Annotated in this window: 14 protein-coding genes and 1 tRNA gene; 6 read left to right on the top strand and 9 right to left on the bottom strand. The window is 64.2% G+C overall.

What is annotated here, in order from left to right:
• Nucleotides 1-3: 3 nt before the first annotated feature.
• Nucleotides 4-1,167, bottom strand: a complete 1,164-nt coding sequence (locus AC1DE1_RS10575) for an efflux RND transporter periplasmic adaptor subunit (RefSeq protein ID WP_477176441.1) — start codon at nucleotides 1,165-1,167, stop codon at nucleotides 4-6.
• Nucleotides 1,168-1,180: 13 nt separating this feature from the next.
• Entirely contained in the window at nucleotides 1,181-4,372 is a 3,192-nt protein-coding gene (locus tag AC1DE1_RS10580; protein ID WP_477176440.1) for an efflux RND transporter permease subunit, read from the bottom strand.
• Between the two features lie 146 nt (nucleotides 4,373-4,518).
• On the opposite strand from AC1DE1_RS10580, the gene AC1DE1_RS10585 reads away from it, so the two are divergent.
• Together AC1DE1_RS10585 and AC1DE1_RS10590 are read left to right on the top strand one after the other, a co-directional pair.
• Nucleotides 4,519-5,199, top strand: a complete 681-nt coding sequence (locus AC1DE1_RS10585; RefSeq protein ID WP_477176439.1) for a heavy metal response regulator transcription factor — start codon at nucleotides 4,519-4,521, stop codon at nucleotides 5,197-5,199.
• The gene (locus tag AC1DE1_RS10590; RefSeq protein ID WP_477176438.1) at nucleotides 5,199-6,590 is read left to right on the top strand and encodes a heavy metal sensor histidine kinase; all 1,392 of its coding nucleotides are present in this window, start codon (nucleotides 5,199-5,201) and stop codon (nucleotides 6,588-6,590) included. The genes AC1DE1_RS10585 and AC1DE1_RS10590 overlap by 1 nt, the downstream gene beginning before the upstream one ends.
• Before the next feature lie 67 nt (nucleotides 6,591-6,657).
• Here the strand turns inward: AC1DE1_RS10590 and AC1DE1_RS10595 are convergent, their stop codons facing one another.
• Nucleotides 6,658-7,251: a TetR/AcrR family transcriptional regulator gene (locus tag AC1DE1_RS10595; protein WP_477176437.1), complete on the bottom strand. Its 594-nt coding sequence runs from the start codon at nucleotides 7,249-7,251 to the stop codon at nucleotides 6,658-6,660.
• A gap of 170 nt (nucleotides 7,252-7,421) precedes the next feature.
• Here AC1DE1_RS10595 and AC1DE1_RS10600 point away from each other — a divergent pair, with 170 nt between their 5' ends.
• The 3 genes from AC1DE1_RS10600 to selD all read left to right on the top strand — a co-directional run bounded on the left by AC1DE1_RS10600 (nucleotide 7,422) and on the right by selD (nucleotide 9,798).
• Nucleotides 7,422-7,823, top strand: a complete 402-nt coding sequence (locus tag AC1DE1_RS10600) for a nuclear transport factor 2 family protein (protein ID WP_441603639.1) — start codon at nucleotides 7,422-7,424, stop codon at nucleotides 7,821-7,823.
• Nucleotides 7,824-7,844: 21 nt separating this feature from the next.
• Nucleotides 7,845-8,606, top strand: coding sequence for an SDR family oxidoreductase (locus AC1DE1_RS10605; RefSeq protein ID WP_477176436.1), 762 nt, complete (start codon nucleotides 7,845-7,847; stop codon nucleotides 8,604-8,606).
• Nucleotides 8,607-8,757: 151 nt separating this feature from the next.
• Entirely contained in the window at nucleotides 8,758-9,798 is a 1,041-nt protein-coding gene (gene selD / locus AC1DE1_RS10610; RefSeq protein ID WP_477176435.1) for a selenide, water dikinase SelD, read from the top strand.
• Between the two features lie 15 nt (nucleotides 9,799-9,813).
• Here the strand turns inward: selD and AC1DE1_RS10615 are convergent.
• The 3 genes from AC1DE1_RS10615 to selA form a co-directional block, all read right to left on the bottom strand.
• A tRNA-Sec gene (locus AC1DE1_RS10615) sits at nucleotides 9,814-9,910 on the bottom strand.
• Between the two features lie 12 nt (nucleotides 9,911-9,922).
• Nucleotides 9,923-11,857: a selenocysteine-specific translation elongation factor gene (gene selB / locus AC1DE1_RS10620; protein ID WP_477176434.1), complete on the bottom strand. Its 1,935-nt coding sequence runs from the start codon at nucleotides 11,855-11,857 to the stop codon at nucleotides 9,923-9,925.
• On the bottom strand, nucleotides 11,854-13,272 hold the full coding sequence (gene selA, locus AC1DE1_RS10625) for an L-seryl-tRNA(Sec) selenium transferase (RefSeq protein ID WP_477176433.1): 1,419 nt from the start codon (nucleotides 13,270-13,272) through the stop codon (nucleotides 11,854-11,856). The genes selB and selA overlap by 4 nt, the downstream gene beginning before the upstream one ends.
• 317 nt (nucleotides 13,273-13,589) lie before the next feature.
• On the opposite strand from selA, the gene AC1DE1_RS10630 reads away from it, so the two are divergent.
• Nucleotides 13,590-14,642 (top strand): permease, encoded by a 1,053-nt coding sequence (locus AC1DE1_RS10630; protein WP_477176432.1) that lies wholly within the window; start codon nucleotides 13,590-13,592, stop codon nucleotides 14,640-14,642.
• Between the two features lie 18 nt (nucleotides 14,643-14,660).
• Here AC1DE1_RS10630 and fdhE read toward each other — a convergent pair whose 3' ends face one another.
• Genes fdhE through fdxH form a run of 3 tightly spaced genes read right to left on the bottom strand, consistent with a single transcriptional unit; the run spans nucleotide 14,661 to nucleotide 17,178 of the window.
• Nucleotides 14,661-15,611, bottom strand: a complete 951-nt coding sequence (fdhE, locus tag AC1DE1_RS10635; protein ID WP_477176431.1) for a formate dehydrogenase accessory protein FdhE — start codon at nucleotides 15,609-15,611, stop codon at nucleotides 14,661-14,663.
• Nucleotides 15,608-16,267: a formate dehydrogenase subunit gamma gene (locus AC1DE1_RS10640; protein WP_477176430.1), complete on the bottom strand. Its 660-nt coding sequence runs from the start codon at nucleotides 16,265-16,267 to the stop codon at nucleotides 15,608-15,610. The genes fdhE and AC1DE1_RS10640 overlap by 4 nt, the downstream gene beginning before the upstream one ends.
• Nucleotides 16,264-17,178, bottom strand: coding sequence for a formate dehydrogenase subunit beta (gene fdxH / locus AC1DE1_RS10645; RefSeq protein ID WP_441603631.1), 915 nt, complete (start codon nucleotides 17,176-17,178; stop codon nucleotides 16,264-16,266). The genes AC1DE1_RS10640 and fdxH overlap by 4 nt, the downstream gene beginning before the upstream one ends.
• Nucleotides 17,179-17,182: the final 4 nt, after the last annotated feature.

Here is a 17,182-nt window from a genome sequence, read left to right on the forward strand (position 1 = left end):
CGCTCAGGTTGCATCTGCGGGGTGCGTGTTGATGCTCACCGGTTGCCCGTTGCTGACGGCATCGCCCGGGTTGACGATCACACGCTCGTTGCCACTCAGGCCCGTGAGAATCTCAACGCGCGTGCCGAAATCCCGGCCCAGGGTGACCGTCATCAAGCGCACTTGCCCCTTGCCGTCGACCGTCGCCACCTGCACGCCCGATGGACGAAACAGCAACGTATTGGCCGGCAACGACAGCATGGCCTTGGGTGCTGCAAGGGCGAGACTTACCTGCGCATAGGCGCCCGGGGGAACGGCGCCATCGGCATTATCCATATCCACTTCCACGCGCAGCGTGCGGCTGGATGGATCGATCGCGCCAGCCGTGCGTGCCACGCTTCCCACAAAGGTCCGGCCCGGATACTGCGGCAAGGTCAGCGTCGCACGGGCACCGATGGCCACATCGGCGGCATCGTCCTGCGGCACGTTGACGAAGATGCGCAGCTTGTCCGTTTCGGCCACTTTGAACAGCGCTGCCGGCGTGCCGCCGTTGCCGGCATCGATCAAGGCGCCGACATCGATATTGCGCACGGTGACGACGCCATCGAAGGGAGCGTAGACCTTCTCGAACGATTGCAGCTGCTGAAGTCGGTCCACGTTCGCTTGTGCGGCTGCGAACATGGCTTGCTTCGCCTTCATCGTGCTCACGTTCTCCTGGCTGGATTGCTCGGATACCGCATTGCTCTTGAGCATGCTCTCCCAGCGCGAGGCGGTGACCTTGGCGATCTGATAGTTGGCTGAGGCGGTCGCCGCGTCTGCACGAGCCTGCGCGAGCTGCGCATCAACTTCCGGCGATTGGATTTCGGCGAGCAGCTGTCCGCTGTGAACATGCGTGCCGATATCGGTCAGCCACCGACCCAGGTAGCCGCTGGTGCGCGCATAGATGCTGGCCTCCTGGAACGCTTCCACGTCGCCGGGCAAGATGAGCGACTGCTGGAGCGGTGCATGGTCCGGTGCAACGACGGCCACCGTAGGCGTGCTGAGCGCCGCTGTCTGGCGCACCACCGCCGCGTGTGCAGACAGCCTCGGCAATCCACCGGCGGCCAGCGCCAGGAAGATGGCGGCCACCGGCAGAATGATGGGAAGACGCGAGCGTGACGATGTCGAAACTGGAATAAGCGCGTTCATGGTGACTCTCCCATCAGGGCGTCGGAAGCGGGGAAGGAAGTGCGGGCAAGACCTGTTGGCGGCGGCCGAGCCACGCGTGCACGGCGGCGAACACCACCGGGACGAAGACCAGCGTGGCCACGGTGCCGAACATCAGGCCGCCGATGACCGCGCGGCCCAGGGGCGCGTTCTGCTCGCCGCCATCGCCCAGGCCCAGCGCCATCGGCAGCATGCCGATGAGCATGGCCAGTGCCGTCATCAGCACCGGACGGAAACGGGTGCTGCCGGCATCAAAGGCGGCTTGCAGTGCCGTCGCGCCTTGCTGGAGCCGATCGCGCGCAAAGCTGACCACCAGGATGCTGTTAGCCGTGGCGATGCCAATACACATGATGGCACCGGTGAGTGCGGGCACGCTGATCGTGGTGCGGGTAACGAACAGCATCCAGGCCATGCCGGCGAGCGCGCCCGGCAGTCCGCTGATGATGATCAGCGGATCGGTCCACGACTGGAAGTTCACCACCATCAGCGCGTACACCAGCAGTACCGCGAAGGCGAGCCCGAGCATCAGGCCCTTGAACGAGGACTGCATGGTCTGCACTTCGCCGCGCACCGCGATGCTGGAGCCCGCCGGCAGATGCGCCTTTGCCGTCGCGACAAGACGATCGATATCGCCCGCCACCGCACCCAGGTCGCGTCCCTGCACGCCAGCGAAGATATCGATCACGGGCTGCACGTTGTAGTGCGACACCACGGCGTCCTGCGACGTGCGGCTGAGCGTGCTCAGGGAGCCCAGGATCGGCGGCGCCACTTGCTTGACGCTGCCTGCGGTCAACGGAATATTGCCCAGCGCCTGCAGCGAATCGATGGTGTACTGCGGCGCCTCCGTGGTCAGCGGATAGCTCACCCCGTTTTTCGGGTTCAACCAGAAGTTGGGCGTGGTCTGCGCACTGCCGGAGAGCGCAATCAGCAGGTTCTGGGCAATCGTGCGCTGCTGGAACCCTGCCTGGATCGCCTTGACGCGATCCACATCGACATTGATGGATGGCGCATCGTTAGGCTGCTGGATGCGCGGATCCACCAGGCCGTCCACGTGGCGAAGCTGGGCCAGCAGTTCCTCAGCGACCTTGCGGTTGCCTTCCTTGTCGTTGCCCACCACCTGCACGTCGATCGGCGACGGCAGGCCAAAGTCCAGCGTCTGGCTGATGATGTCCGCCGGCAGGAACGAGAACGTCACACCGGGGAAATCGTGATTGAGATGATCGCGCAGCGCGCTGACGTACTCCTCCGTGGGCCGGTGGTCGGGCTTGAGGGAGATCAGCACGTCCGCATCCGCGGAGCCCACGGGCAACGAGGAGTCATAGGTCATGTTGATGCCGCTGACCGGCAGCCCGATGTTGTCGAGCACGCTGCCCAGCTCGCGCGGCGGGATGACCACGCGGATGCGCTGCTCCACCAGATCGACAAGCCGTGCGGTCTGCTCGATGCGCGTACCGGTGTGAGCGCGCAGATGGAGGCGGATTTCGCCCGTATCCGAGGTCGGGAAGAAATCACGGCCGAGGAAGGGCACCAGCAGCAGCGAACCGCCGCACACCAGGGCGAATATCACCGCCAGCCTGCGTGGGTGGGCAAGCAGTGTCTGCAAGGCGCCCTGATACCGCCCGTGAAAGCGCTCGAAGCCACGCTCGAAGCGCTGCTGGAACCGACGCAGCGCGCCGGCGCGCCCCTGCCCTTCACCATCGGCCACGCGATCGTTGCGCAGCATGTACATGGCCAGCGTAGGGATCAAAGCGCGCGAGAAGAAATACGACGCCAGCATCGCGAACACCACCGCTTCGGCCAGCGGCACGAACAGATAGCGCGCCACACCGGACAGCAGGAACATCGGCAGGAACACGATGCAGATCGACAAGGTCGATACCAGCGTCGGCGAGGCGATCTGCGCCGAGGCATCGATGATCGCGTCATGCAGCGACTTGCCCATGTCCCGGTGGTGGCTGATGGCCTCGATGGCCACCGTGGCATCGTCGACCAGGATGCCCACCGCCAGCGCCAGGCCACCCAGGGTCATGATGTTGATGGTCTGCCCGAGCACGGAAAGCGCAATGAGCGAGGTCATCACCGACAACGGAATGGTGATGGCGATAATGAGCGTGGACCGCCAGCTGCCAAGAAACAGCAGGATCATCATGGCCGTCAGACCAGCGGCGATGAGGCCCTCGCGAACCACGCCCGCCACGGCCGAACTCACGAAGACCGACTGATCGGACACCGGCTTGATGTCGAGCGCCTTGGGAAGACCCGCGGCAATCTTCGGCAGCATGCCCTTGACGGAGGCAATGATGTCCAGCGTCGATGCGTCGCCTGATTTCTCCACCTGCAGCAAGGCAGAGCGCGTACCGTCCACGCGCACGATATTGGTCTGCGGCGCAAAGCCGTCGCGCACCGTCGCCACGTCGCGCAGATAGGTCACGCCACCGTCCGTCGCCCTCACCGGCAGCATGTTCAATGCATCGACCGAGGCCGGGCTGCCGTTGAGGTTCACGTTGTATTCGAGCTCGCCGATCTTGGCGGTGCCGCCGGGCAGGATCAGGTTTTGCGCGTTCACCGCGTTGACCACGTCCAGCGGCGACAGGCTGTGCGCCTGCAAGGCCTTGGGATCGATGTCGACCATGATCTGCCGCACCTTGCCGCCGAACGGCAGCGGAATGGCGGCGCCCTGCACCGTCGCCAGCTGGGTACGAATGAAGTTGTTGCCCAGGTCATACAGCTGCTGCTCTGGCAGCGTATGACTGGACAGCGCAAGCTGGAGGATTGGCACGGTGGAAGCGTTGTACGAGATCACCAGGGGCGGCAACGTGCCAGGCGGGAGCACGCGAAGAATCGACTGCGCATTGGCCGACGCCTCGGCGATCGCGCGATTGATGTCCGCGCCTTCGTGGAAGTACACCTTGATCACCGCGGTGCCGTTGACCGTCTGCGACTCCACGTGCTCGATGTTGTCCACATCGGAGGTCAGGGCGCGCTCATAGGGCGTGGTGATGCGGTTGGTCATGTCATCGGCGGAAAAGCCGTTGAACGACCACACGATGCTCAACACCGGAATATTGATGTTGGGAAAAATATCGGTGGGCGTGCGCAACACCATCAGCGGGCCGATGATGGCCAACAGCAGGGCCAGCACGATGAAGGTGTAGGGTCGCCGCAGCGCCAGTTGGACGATCCACATAGCAGGCTCCGTCTTGGACAGGTCAGGTCAGGCTGAAGGCTAGATTCAGGGCGCTTGCATGCCCCTGACCGCTTCCTGACAAATCTGTAATCACGCCTTCCGGACGCCCCGCGTATGATCGGCCCAGGCACCCCGCGAGAGTCCCCATGCGCCTGCTGGTTATCGAGGATGAAAAGAAAGCCGGCGAGTACCTGAAGAAGGGACTCGAGGAATCCGGCTTTACCGTGGACGTGGTGGCCAACGGCATCGATGGCCTGCACCATGCGCTCGAAGAGGACTACGACCTGGTCGTTCTCGACGTCATGCTTCCGGGCATGGACGGATGGGAGGTGTTGCGCCGCCTGCGCACCAAGAAGGACACCCCGGTCCTGCTGCTGACCGCGATCGACGAACTCGAAGAGCGCGTGCGCGGGCTCGAGCTTGGCGGCGACGATTATCTGGTCAAGCCTTTTGCCTTCGTGGAGCTGCTGGCGCGCATCCGCACCCTGCTCCGGCGGGGACCGCCGCGCGATATTGAACACGTCCATATCGGCGATCTGGAAATCGACGCCGTACGGCGCCGGGTTCGGCGGCGTGGCCAGCGCATCGATCTGACGCCCAAGGAGTTCTCGCTGCTGCAGCTATTGGCAAGACGGCGCGGCGAAGTGCTGAGCCGCACGCAGATCGCCTCCTATGTGTGGGACATGAATTTCGACAGCGACACCAACGTGGTCGAGGTCGCCATACGTCGATTGCGCGTCAAGATCGACGACGGTCACGACACCAAGCTCATCCACACCGTGCGCGGCATGGGTTATGTGCTCGATGACGAACGCGGGGACGACTGATGCGTCGCCTCTCCCTCGCCACGCGGCTTACCGTCACCTTCACGGTGATTACGGCGGTGTGTTTCATCCTGGTCGGATGGCTGCTCTACCGGGCGGCCGAGCAGCGCATCCTGGAGCAGGACGAGACCAACATTGTGCTTTCAGCCCGCCACCTTCGACGGCTAGTCGCCGAGCTGGACTCCATCGCAGATCTGAAGATCCATCAGGATCGCATGGTCGTCAGCGTGCTCGGCGACAACAGCAACGCGTTGCGCATGGTCGATGACGCGGGACGAATCATCGTTGACCACAATCCCATGGGCTTTCCGCTGGACGCCAACGGTGCCGTGCCCACCGGTCAGCGCATCGTCCCCACCATGTTGCACACTTGGTATGGCGATCAGAGCTTGCCCATCCGCGGTGTGGCCGTGGTAGGGCAAATGCGGGACGGTGCGCAGGTAACCATCATGGTGGCGCGCTCGCTCGCCGATCGCGCAGTGCTGCTGCGACGCTATCGGCGAGATATGGCGCTACGCCTGCTGGCGGGAATGATCGCAGCCACCGTGCTCAGCTATCTCCTGGTGCGTCGGGCACTCCGGCCCTTGCGATCCATGGCCGCCGAAGCCGCCACCATCCATGCGCAAAACCTCCATACACGACTGTCGGCCGGCAATGCGCCCACCGAATTGCACGCCCTCTCCCATGCCTTGAACGAGATGCTCGATCGCCTCGAAGGCGGATTCGCGCGGGTCTGGCAGTTCACCGTCGACCTCGCCCACGACCTGCGCACTCCGCTCGGCAATCTGCGCGGCACCAATGAAGTGGCGTTGGCGCGCACACGCACGCCGGCAGAATACCAGGCCTTGCTCGGCTCCAATATCGAGGAATGCGACCGCGTCAGTCGTACCATCGAGAGCGTGTTGTTTCTGGCCCGCGCGGACAATCCCCAGTTTGCGCTGCAGCGTTCGACCCTGGATGTGCGCGAGGAACTGCAGCGCATCGCCGACTACTTCGAAGGCATCGCCTCGGACGCACGCGTCGCCATCGACATTCAAGGCTCCGCCACGATCTTGGCGGATCGCGAACTGTTCCGCCGTGCGGTGGGCAATCTTTTGTCCAATGCGCTGCGCTATACGCCGCCGGAACAAACCATCACGTTACTGGCCACGCAGACAAATGATGCGGTGACCGTCGCGGTGGAAAATCCCGGCGCAGGCATCTCAGCGGAGCACCTGGACAAGCTGTTCGACCGCTTCTACCGCGTGGATCGTTCCCGCAGCGACTCGGCCAACTCCACGGGACTTGGCCTATCCATCGTGAAAAGTATCATCGAACTTCATGGCGGCCGGGTCACGGTAGACAGCCAGCCACAGGGCATCACACGTTTCGTGCTGTGGTTTCCCGTTCACTGAGCAGACAAGCCCACGGTCGAACATCCCGTTGACACAGCGACTGCGCTGGGTCGGGAGCGTGTTTCATTTAGCCGTCCAATGCCTGCAGCAGTTGCTGTCGACCATCCTTGAGTACTTCATCGGCCAGTTCGGGATCGGCCTCGACCACCGCACGCGAAAGCACGAGTGAACCGACCATCTGACTGAACAATGCGATGGCCTTGCTCCTGCGCTCCTGCGCATCCTCGCCTTTCAGCACACTCGCCAGCTGGTCGATATTCCAGGTCAGTCCCTGCGCATAGGACTGCCGCGCTTCCTTGCTGAGGCGCCGCACATCGCCGGCGAATCCGGTCAGCGGACAACCGGCCTCGACATCGGCCCGGTGTTCCTCGGACAGATACCAATCGACGTGGCGCTTCATCGGATCGGCGTCGTCGTCTTTGGACGCTTGAATGCCAGCCAGCAGCCGCTCCGCTCCCTCCTCCATGGCCTTCTCCATCACCGCCGCGACCAGGGCGTCCTTCGACTTGAAGTGGTTGTAGAAGCCCCCCTGGGTAAATCCGGCGGCCTTGGTCAGCTCCGACAGGCCCACGGCAGCCACTCCCCGCTCGCGGAACAGCTTTTCCGCTGCGGCGACGATAGATCGTCTATTTTCAATGGCTTGCTGCTTTGTAACACCCATGTCGCTACTCCTGGCCAAGGCCCAACAAGACCATTATCTCAAAAAACAATGGTGATCACCATTGACAATGGTCGAGCCGGGTGCCAGTCTACTCTATGTCAATGGTGATCACCATTGTGATCTCCAGCCGTCCGGTCAACTGAGCCGCCAGACTTCCAGAGGAAACGACCATGTCCACGACCTCCGCCGAACAAAACAAAGCCCTGGTGCTTGAGGCCTTCGACACGCTGTTCAACCAGCGCGACTACGAAGCGGCCAAACACTACTGGTCCGATCAATACATCCAGCACAGCGCGCATATCGAGCCCGGCCGTGACGGCCTGTTCAATCTGATCCGCAGCATTCCCGACACGCTGCGCTACGAACACGGGTTGATCCTGGCCGAAGGCGACTACGTCATCGTGCACGGGCGCTTCTCCGGGCACGGTCGTCCGGCCGCGTGGATTGCCGCCGATGTCGTGCGCATCGAGAACGGCAAGCTGGCCGAACACTGGGACGTGCTGCAAGACGAAGCCACCCAGGCCGAATCCAAAAGCGGTTTGCCGATGTTCGGCGAACGCTTCCCTTCCTGATTTCCTTCGAGGAGTACGCTCATGAAACTCACCGGCAACACCATCTTCATCACCGGCGGCGCCTCCGGCATCGGCCGCGGACTGGCCGAAGCCCTGCATCGATCGGGCAATAAAGTGATCATCGCCAGCCGCCGCAAAGCGCTGCTTGATGCGGTGACCCAAGCCAATCCAGGCATGGAGTCGCTGGTCATGGATGTGAGCGATGTGGACAGCATTCGCAGCGCGGCCGCCGAAGCCATCCAACGATTTCCCGACATCAACGTTGTCATCAACAACGCGGGGATCATGGACATCGACGACGCATCCCGCCCGTTGGACGATAAGCAGCTGCTGGATACGGTGAGCACCAATCTGCTTGGCCCCATGCGCCTGACCTCGGCTTTCGTCGAGCACCTCAAGACCCGCAAGAACGCCGTGATCGCGTATGTCACCTCGGTCCTCGGCTTCGTACCGCTGGCGCCCGCCGCTGTGTACTCGGCAACCAAGGCCGCCATGCACTCCTACGCGATGTCGCAGCGATTCATGCTGAGCAACGATGATGTGCGCGTGCTCGAAATCGCCCCGCCCTGGGTGCAGACCGACCTGCTCAACAGCAGCGAAGAGCCGCGTGCGATGCCGCTCAAGCCCTTCATCGAAGAAACCATGGCTGCGCTGGCCACCGATGCCGACGAAATCCTGGTGGAACGTGCTCAAGCGCTGCGCGCCAATCCTGGCCCGGGCGAAATGGCCTTCGTGACCGAGTTCAATGGCGCGTTTCTTTCGGGCGCGGCAGCCGCGGCCTAGATCAGACTGCACGTGAACGAAACGCCAGAGACATGCGAACGGCGCTGATACGCACCTGACAAACACCTCTCCACCCGAAGGCACGTCACGACCAGCCGCTTTTCGCTATGCTGCGCGGACCCTGGCCGACCTGCCATCGGGAGGAGCGTGTATGACCTCCGTTCGCTTGACTGATCTGGCCCACGGCGGTGGCTGTGGCTGCAAGCTCGCACCATCGGTGCTGCAGGAGTTGCTTGCCAACAAGCCCGCGACGATGCCGTATGCGCATCTGCTGGTAGGCACGGAAAACAGCGACGATGCGGCCGTGTGGCAGGTGGATGAAAGTACCTGCGTCATCGCCACCACCGATTTCTTTATGCCGGTGGTCGATGATCCTTATGACTTCGGGCGCATCGCCGCCACCAATGCGCTATCGGATGTGTATGCCATGGGCGGCAAGCCGATCATGGCGCTGGCCATCCTGGGCATGCCGCTGAACAAGCTCGATGTGGAAACGGTGCGGGCGATTCTTGCCGGCGGCGAAGCGGTCTGCACGCAGGCGGGCATTCCGGTCGCAGGCGGCCACTCGATTGATTCGGCCGAGCCGATCTACGGACTTGCGGTGGTCGGTTTGTCGGCAGCGCGCAACATCCGGCGCAATTCCACCGCGCGCGCCGGCGACGCGCTGATCCTGACCAAGGGCATCGGTGTCGGCATCTATTCGGCAGCCTTCAAGAAGCAGGCGCTGCCCGCCGACGCGTACACCGAGATGCTGGTGTCCACCACCTTGCTCAACCGTATCGGATGCGAGCTGGGCAAGGACGAGGACGTGCATGCGATCACCGACGTCACCGGCTTCGGTTTGCTCGGGCATGGCCTGGAAATGGCGCGTGGCAGCGGCCTGCGCATTCGGCTGGAACAGGCGCGCATTCCGTTCTTCACGCAGGCGCAGGCCCTGGCCGAAGCGGGATACATCACCGGCGCTTCCAACCGCAACTGGAACAGCTACAGCGACGGCGTCACCCTGCCCGCGGATTTGCCGGCATGGCGCCGCGCCTTGCTGACCGATCCGCAAACCTCGGGCGGCCTGCTGGTGGCGTGCAAGCCCGAGCGGGCCGAAGCGATTCGGGCGCAGATCGAGGCGGCCGGTTATCCCTGCGCGAGCATCATCGGCACGCTGAGTGAAGGAACGCCGGGCATCGAGGTGGTTTAAGACGACCGCCAGGAGTGGCGGAAGAGCATGGGAGTCGAACCCACCCGAGACAGTCTTATCTGCCTCACCCGGATTTGAAGTCCGGACGCCCCACCGGAGACGATGCTCTTCCTTAATCGCGCGATCACGACGAGGCGGGTCCGTACAAGTCGAGGGAGCGCGCCTGCATCCTGCGCATGCTACCGCGATTGAGCGTGACGCCCTGCCGGTCGAGAAATTCTAGTATCTGGATGGCGACTTTACGACCATTGTCCAGGCGATCGCGAAACTGCGCCGCGGTGAACCGCCCGTCACTGGATTGCGCAGCAATATCCGCCGCGATCATGACCATCTCGTGCATGGTCGCGCGCAGGAAGAAGTGGTCATGCGCCACTTCGTCGGCCAGGCCCATGCGCGCCGCCAAATGCATCAGCTGCCGAATCTCCTGCTCGGGGCGCGACAGCACGCCGGCAATGTCGCGAACGCGCGGCGGACGAAAGCGCTCGCCGCCGCCCAAAAACGGCGCCACGCGTTGCCACATCGCCTCGCTGGCCGGATTCATCTGCAGGGAGTGGCTGGCCAGGCGCACAAACGCACCGTCACGGACCACGCGTCCCGCCAGGTCGGCGTGTTGCAAGGCCAGCGCAAATGCCGACGGCGGCAATTTCGGTTGCACGGCCAGCCGCAGCTTTTCCCGGCCCATGCCTTGGACATCCGGGTTGTTGGCGTGAAACGCTTCCAGCCGCTCGATCAGGTTGGCGACAAAGGTCGGCCAATGCGCCTGGCTGATCGCGATGCGTTCGTCGTCTGCCTGGAAGATGATCGGTGCCAACGCCGCTACGACGCCTTCCATCACGGCATCGGAGAGTGCGCGATCCCGCGCGAAAGCCAGCAGATCCCAGGCGAACGGCGGCGCCTCCAGCAGGCTGGCCAAGGCTTGCCGAGGATCGCTGATCGCTTGCGCTTCACGCTGCGCTTCACGCGCTGCCGTTCGCCGTTGCCGCGATGGCGCGCGCAGATCGAAAAACTGTCCGCCACCCATGGTGCGCTGGGCGGATACGTCACGCAGCACGAAGCGATCGAACGCTGCCGCGGCAATCGGACGGCTCAACACCAGTTGCACGTCGGCCATCTGGCCAGGCAAGAGCTGCTGCCCTTCGAGCAGGACGATGCGTGCGCCCACTTCCACTGCGGCGTGATGCAGCCGTGCCGGAAACCATTGGCCGATCGGCCTGGCTTCGCCGGGCAAGAGTTGCAGACGCGCATCGATGCGGTCGGTGGGCGCGTGCAGGAAAGGATCGACCACCATGTCGCCGCGATGGATCGTGTCCTTGGCGATGTCCTCGCCGACCAGGTTGAGCGCGCACCGGTCGCCTGCACGCCCGCACTCCACGTCGCGGTTCTGTGCGTGCACCGAGCGCACGCGTGCGGCAAGCCCCGTGGGGCTGAGCAACACCTGGTCTTTGACACGAACCACGCCCGACAAGACGGTGCCCGTCACCACCAGTCCGATGCCGGGCAAGGTGAAAACGCGGTCGACCGCCAGGCGAAAACGGCCGTCGCTGGCGCGCTCGCCCAGGGCACGCGCCTCGGCGACGAGTCGATCGCGCAGTGCATCGACACCCTCACCCGTGATCGAAGAAACCGGCCATACCTCGGCGCCTTCCAGTACCGTCCCTGCCATCGCCTCATGGATCTGTGCACTCACCTCGGCAAGGCGTCCGGGCGTCACGCGATCGACCTTGGTCAGCGCAACCAGGCCACGCTCGACCTGCAACAGATCGAGGATGGCCAGGTGTTCGAGGGTCTGCGGCATCACGCCATCGTCGGCTGCAACCACCAGCAGCGCGATATCGATGCCGCTCGCACCCGCCACCATGGTGTGCACGAAACGTTCGTGGCCCGGCACGTCGATGAAGCCCAGGATGCTGCTGTCGTCCAGCGCAAGAAACGCGAATCCCAGGTCGATGGTGATGCCGCGGCGCTGCTCTTCCTTCAGGCGATCGCCCTCGACACCGGTCAGGGCGCGCACCAGCGCCGTCTTGCCGTGATCGATGTGGCCCGCCGTGCCTACGATCATGGAGCGTGCGTGGCGGCGGCTGGGAGCTGGGCGAGCGCCTCGAGGAATGCGTTCTCGTCCTGTTCGTCCAGGCAACGCAGGTCCAGTCGCAATGCGCCCACGGCGACCCGGCCGATGATGGGACGCGGCAGCGCACGCAGCGCCGCGGTCAAGCGCTCCAATGCGCTCTGGCTGCCACGCGCGCGTATCACCAGGGCGGCGCTGGTCAGCGTATCCAGCGGCAAGGCGCCGGAACCGACCTGGCTGAGGCAGTCGTCGACATCCACGGCAAAAGCGTCGCCGAGACGCCCTGCTACGGCGGGGAGCAATCGTTGCGCCTGCGCCTGGATATCGGACTGCTGGCGTGCAAGAAAACGCAACGTCGGCAGCCGTTCGGCCAGGCGATCCGGATCGTGATAGAGCTTGAGCGTGGCCTCGATCGCAGCGAGGCGAAGCTTGTCCACGCGCAGCGCACGCTTGAGCGGATTGCGGTTGATCTGTTCGATCAGCGCACGATCGCCGACGATGAAGCCGGCCTGCGGACCACCCAGCAACTTGTCCCCGGAGAAGGTGACCAGCCGCGCGCCCTCGCCCACCGCCTCGCGCACAGTCGGTTCCTTGGCCAGCCCGTAGTGCGACAGATCCACCAGGCTGCCGGAGCCCAGGTCGTTCAACAACGGCACACCGGCGGCATCCGCGATGGTCGCCAGCTCAGCGGCGCCTACCTCGGCGGTAAAGCCCTGTATGCGGTAATTGGAGGTGTGCACCTTGAGCACGATGCCAGTACGCGGGTTGAGCGCGCTGCGATAGTCGGCGGCATGGGTGCGGTTGGTGGTGCCCACTTCCACCATGTGCGCGCCGGCGCGGGCCATGATGTCCGGCATGCGGAAGGCGCCGCCGATCTCGATCAGCTCGCCTCGCGAAACCACGGCGTCACGACCGAGCGCAAACGTGTTGAGGCAGAGCAGCACGGCGGCGGCGTTGTTGTTCACCACGGTGGCGTCTTCGGCGCCGGTCAGGTTGCACAGCAGGGAGCGCAGATGATCGTCGCGGTCACCGCGCCCGCCTTCGTCCAGGTCAAATTCGAGCGATACGGGATGACGCATCGCCTCCACCGCCGCATCGATCGCCGCCTCGGCCAGCAGCGCGCGACCGAGATTGGTGTGCAGCACGGTGCCGGTAAGGTTGAACAAGGGGCGCAGGCCCGGCGTGCGTGCATCCAGCCACGCGCCGGCACGCTGGGCCAGTTCGTCGGCGCCGGGTGCGGTGCCGGGCGCGGCGCGCAAGGCGGCACGCGCGTCGTCGATCATGCGGCGGATGGCGTCGGTGGTCGCCACGCGCCCGTGCCGTTCCAGCAACAGCATCGCTTCAGCCGTTGCCAGCACCGTGGCAACCGCCGGAAGTTGGCGCAGCGAGACGACATCGGGTTCCGCCATGGCGCTTATCCAGTGACATCGGCGGGCACGCTTGCGTGCCGACCGATGATGGCTAATGTTGGCCCTATGCTGCTGGGCGCGTTCAAGCCGGTCAAGGCGCTTCGTCACCACGCCTGCCTGCACATCGGATTCACGAACGACCGTGGCTATGGCCTTCGCTAGGGTGACATTGGCCAAATGCCGTAGCATGCTCTCTCGCGCGACTGCACCGCAGCCGCGATGGGCTTGCCCCTGCACAGTGCGTCCGGCCTGTGGCAGAGGTGGCAATGGCGTGCCCTGTCAGGGCCGTGATGTCACGACTGTTCGTGGGGATGTCCATGTCTGCTGCACTTCAAACAGCGCGTCATGTCCGCTGGTTCGTATTCCTGTTGCTGGTGGTTGCCGGCTTGTTCTACGTGAAGTGGCATCCGTATTACGGACGCGCCTTTGTCGCCGCGTCCCAGCATTCGATCGGCCACTCGATCCTGATGGGCGACCAGGCCAGCGCACCAGCGCCGTCCTGGAGCGCCGCACTCGGCTATGCCGTCGCTTATGGCAAGGCCATCTGGCAGGCGATGGTGCTCGGCCTGCTGCTGGGCTCGGGCGTCCAGGCCTTGCTGCCGGTACGCTGGGTGGAGCGCGTGCTTGGTCGCTACGGTTTCGGCAGTGTGCTGGCCGGCGGGCTCCTCGCGGTGCCGGGAATGATGTGCACCTGCTGCGCCTCGCCGGTGGTGGTGGGCCTGCGCGCACATCGGGCGACGCCCGGTGCGGCGGTCGCTTTCTGGCTGGGCAACACGATGTTGAATCCGGCGACGCTGATCTTCACCGGCTTCGTCCTCGGCTGGTACTGGACCGGGCTGCGCCTGCTGCTCAGCGTGCCGATGGTGTTCGGGCTGGGCTATCTGGCCAACCGGATGTCGACACCGGGCGCGGACGTGCCGATCCCGGCCCAGCCGCTGGAGTCCGAACCCGTGTCATGGGGCGAAACGCTGAAGCGCTGGGCGCGCATCTTCCTGAGGATGACGGTGCGGCTGATTCCCGAATACGTGGTGATCGTGTTGCTGCTGGGCGCGGCGCGCGCCTGGATGTTCCCGCATATCGGACCGGAGATCGGCAACCAGTGGTTCTGGATCGCGGCGCTGGCCGTGGCCGGCATGCTGTTCGTGATTCCCACCGCGGGTGAAGTGCCGATCGTGCAGGCCATGCTGGCCCTGGGCATCGGCGCCGGGCCTGCGGCGGCCTTGATGATGACCTTGCCGCCGGTCAGCCTGCCCTCGCTGGTGATGGTTGGCCGATCTTTCAATCTGCGCCTGCTGCTGGCGCTGGCAGCGGCCGTGGTCGGCTTCGGCATCCTGGGTGGCGCGCTGGCGTCAGGGCTGGGTCTGCACTGAAGCACGCGATGGCGGTGGCTAGTCGGCCACCGCTTCGCCATCGCCCACCAGCAGCAGCGGGTTGGGCGCGTGGCGGGCAAAACCCGCTTCGGTGACCAGGATGTCCAGGCCGAGCGAGGCCAGATCGTCCGCATACGGATCGACCTTGGTGTCCTTCAGCTGATAGAGGACCTTGGCGTAGGTGTGGCATTCGGCGCAGGTTTCGGCCTTGACGATGCCCGGGTCATCTTCGATGCCTTGCAGGAACAGCTTGCGTGTACCGCCGCAGGTGATGCACACCGCACGCATGTGGTTCCACGCGGTGGAGCACATCGAGCATGACAGATAGCGCGTGCCGGGCGTCACGCCGGTCGCCGTGATCACGCCCGATACCGAAGGCGAGCCGCAGCATGGGCAGAGCGAGCGTTCTTCGAGCAGGCGCAGATCGTCGGCCCGCAGACGCGCTGCCGAACAGGTGAAATACACTTGCAGCGCCGCGGCAACGAACACCACCGCGCCCACTTCGGCAGCCTCCAGTTCGCCACGCAGGAAGTGGTCGGCCAGTTCGTCCAGCGCGGCGGCATCGCTGCGCTGCAGTTGCTCCATCGCATGCACGGCCGCCGGTGGCAGGCCGGCGCGATCGATGCGTTGAAGCAAGAGCGCAAGTCCCGCGCGCCATGACGCGTCACGACGATGGCCGTCTGCGGCCAGCGGCGGCAGGCGCGCTTCCACTGCCTGCGCTACCCACGCCTCACTGAGTTCCGCGGCAGGCGTCAACGTGGTTGCCACTTCGTGCTGCGCTCGCGAGAGCATCGACATGAACTGCAACCAGGCCTCCATCGGATGCCCGTCTGCCAGCTGCTCCAAGCGCTTTGCCGTGGCTGCAAAGCGCTTGCCCGGATCGGCCAGCACGATCGGATCGGGCGAACGGACGCCGGCGTGCTGCGGGCCGGTCCATTTGCCCTCGGGCGGTGCGCCAGCCTGCTTCATGGACGCTTCCTGATGCTGTTCTTGCCGTTCTGGCCGGACGCCAGCTCCCACAGCCATTTGCGGTGATGGCGCCAGGCCCAGCCCGGCGTCACATAACCTTGGGTCATCGCACGCACCGAGTGACGCACCCAGATGCCGGCATACACGTGGACGATCCAGATGATGATGGCAAGGAAGGCTGCGGTGCTGTGGATCAGCACGGCGGCGCGCTGCACCGGAATGGAGGTGGCTTCGCCGAAATACACTTCCCAGATCGTCAAGCCGGTAATGAACAAGGTGGGGATCAGCAGGGTCATCGACCAGAACACCAGTTTCTGGCCGGCATTGTTGTGGCCAACCGCGGGTATGTGTTCCTCATCGTCCTCGATCACCGCAGGCACCGACTTCATCCACGCCGTATCTTCCTGGCGCCAGAGGTTCGCGCGCCAGAACTGCGCGATCATCCCGATATAGCTTGCCATCAGCACGCAGCCTATCCATGGATGGATCGCGCGCGTCCACTGGCCGCCGCCAAACAGATTGGACAGCCAGAACATGATCGGGTGAAACATCGACAGGCCCGACAGCACCATCAAGGTAAAGCAGATGGCATTGATCCAGTGGTTGACCCGCTGGGACGTGGTGTAGCGAACAATGACGGTCCTGGGCCGGTTCATGGCGTCTTCTCCGCGGCATCCTCCAGCACGCGCTCGCCCTGCACTTCGTCCTCTTCAGTCACTTCGTTGGGACCCTTCACGATGTAATGGAAGAAGCCCACCACCGCAGCCAGCGCGATGCCCACCATCGCCAGCGGCTTGGCAATGCCCTTCCATGCTTCCACCGCAGCGCTGATGCGCGGGTTGTCGGGCAGGCCCGAATACAGCGAGGGCTTGTCGGCGTGATGCAGCACGTACATCACGTGGGTGCCGCCCACTTCCGGCGGGTCGTACAAGCCAGCCTTTTCGAAACCGCGCGATTTCAGGTCGACGATGCGCTCGCCCGCCCAGTGCGCCATGTCGGTCTTGGTGCCGAACATGATGGCGCCAGTGGGACATGCCTTGACGCACGCCGGCTCCAGGCCCACGGCGACGCGATCCGAACACAGCGTGCACTTGTACGACTTGTGGTCCTTCTTGCTGATGCGCGGAATATCGAACGGGCAGCCCTTCACGCAGTAGCCGCAGCCAATGCACTTGTCGCTGATGAAATCGACGATGCCGTTGGCGTACTGCACGATCGCGCCGGGCGCCGGACACGCTTTGAGGCAGCCGGGATCTTCGCAGTGCATGCAGCCGTCCTTGCGGATCAGCCATTCCAGATTGCCCTGCTCGTTTTCGTACTCGGCGAACTTCATCAGCGTCCAGACATCGGGACTCAAGTCGTTGGGGTTCTGATAGGACCCCTCGAAGTGGCCGATTTCCTGGCGAAGGTTGTTCCACTCCATGCACGCCGACTGGCAGGCCTTGCAGCCGATGCAGCGGGTCACATCGATGAGCTTGGCTACCTGCTCCTCGGTGCTGCGCGCCATCGGCGGCGTCATCGTGGAGGCGGAGCGCCGGATGTAATCTTGCGATTGCAGATCGGACATGACG

Source organism: Dyella sp. 05T440 (genome assembly GCF_056395965.1).

What these genes read in the sequence shown, in the direction of transcription:
- fdxH (WP_441603631.1), bottom strand. Translation starts at nt 17,178, where the DNA reads ATGTCCGATCTGCAATCGCAAGATTACATCCGGCGCTCCGCCTCCACG.
- AC1DE1_RS10600 (WP_441603639.1), top strand. Translation starts at nt 7,422, where the DNA reads ATGTCCACGACCTCCGCCGAACAAAACAAAGCCCTGGTGCTTGAGGCC.
- AC1DE1_RS10595 (WP_477176437.1), bottom strand. Translation starts at nt 7,251, where the DNA reads ATGGGTGTTACAAAGCAGCAAGCCATTGAAAATAGACGATCTATCGTC.
- AC1DE1_RS10575 (WP_477176441.1), bottom strand. Translation starts at nt 1,167, where the DNA reads ATGAACGCGCTTATTCCAGTTTCGACATCGTCACGCTCGCGTCTTCCC.
- selA (WP_477176433.1), bottom strand. Translation starts at nt 13,272, where the DNA reads ATGGCGGAACCCGATGTCGTCTCGCTGCGCCAACTTCCGGCGGTTGCC.
- AC1DE1_RS10590 (WP_477176438.1), top strand. Translation starts at nt 5,199, where the DNA reads ATGCGTCGCCTCTCCCTCGCCACGCGGCTTACCGTCACCTTCACGGTG.
- AC1DE1_RS10580 (WP_477176440.1), bottom strand. Translation starts at nt 4,372, where the DNA reads ATGTGGATCGTCCAACTGGCGCTGCGGCGACCCTACACCTTCATCGTG.
- selD (WP_477176435.1), top strand. Translation starts at nt 8,758, where the DNA reads ATGACCTCCGTTCGCTTGACTGATCTGGCCCACGGCGGTGGCTGTGGC.
- selB (WP_477176434.1), bottom strand. Translation starts at nt 11,857, where the DNA reads ATGATCGTAGGCACGGCGGGCCACATCGATCACGGCAAGACGGCGCTG.
- AC1DE1_RS10640 (WP_477176430.1), bottom strand. Translation starts at nt 16,267, where the DNA reads ATGAACCGGCCCAGGACCGTCATTGTTCGCTACACCACGTCCCAGCGG.
- AC1DE1_RS10605 (WP_477176436.1), top strand. Translation starts at nt 7,845, where the DNA reads ATGAAACTCACCGGCAACACCATCTTCATCACCGGCGGCGCCTCCGGC.
- AC1DE1_RS10630 (WP_477176432.1), top strand. Translation starts at nt 13,590, where the DNA reads ATGTCTGCTGCACTTCAAACAGCGCGTCATGTCCGCTGGTTCGTATTC.
- AC1DE1_RS10585 (WP_477176439.1), top strand. Translation starts at nt 4,519, where the DNA reads ATGCGCCTGCTGGTTATCGAGGATGAAAAGAAAGCCGGCGAGTACCTG.
- fdhE (WP_477176431.1), bottom strand. Translation starts at nt 15,611, where the DNA reads ATGAAGCAGGCTGGCGCACCGCCCGAGGGCAAATGGACCGGCCCGCAG.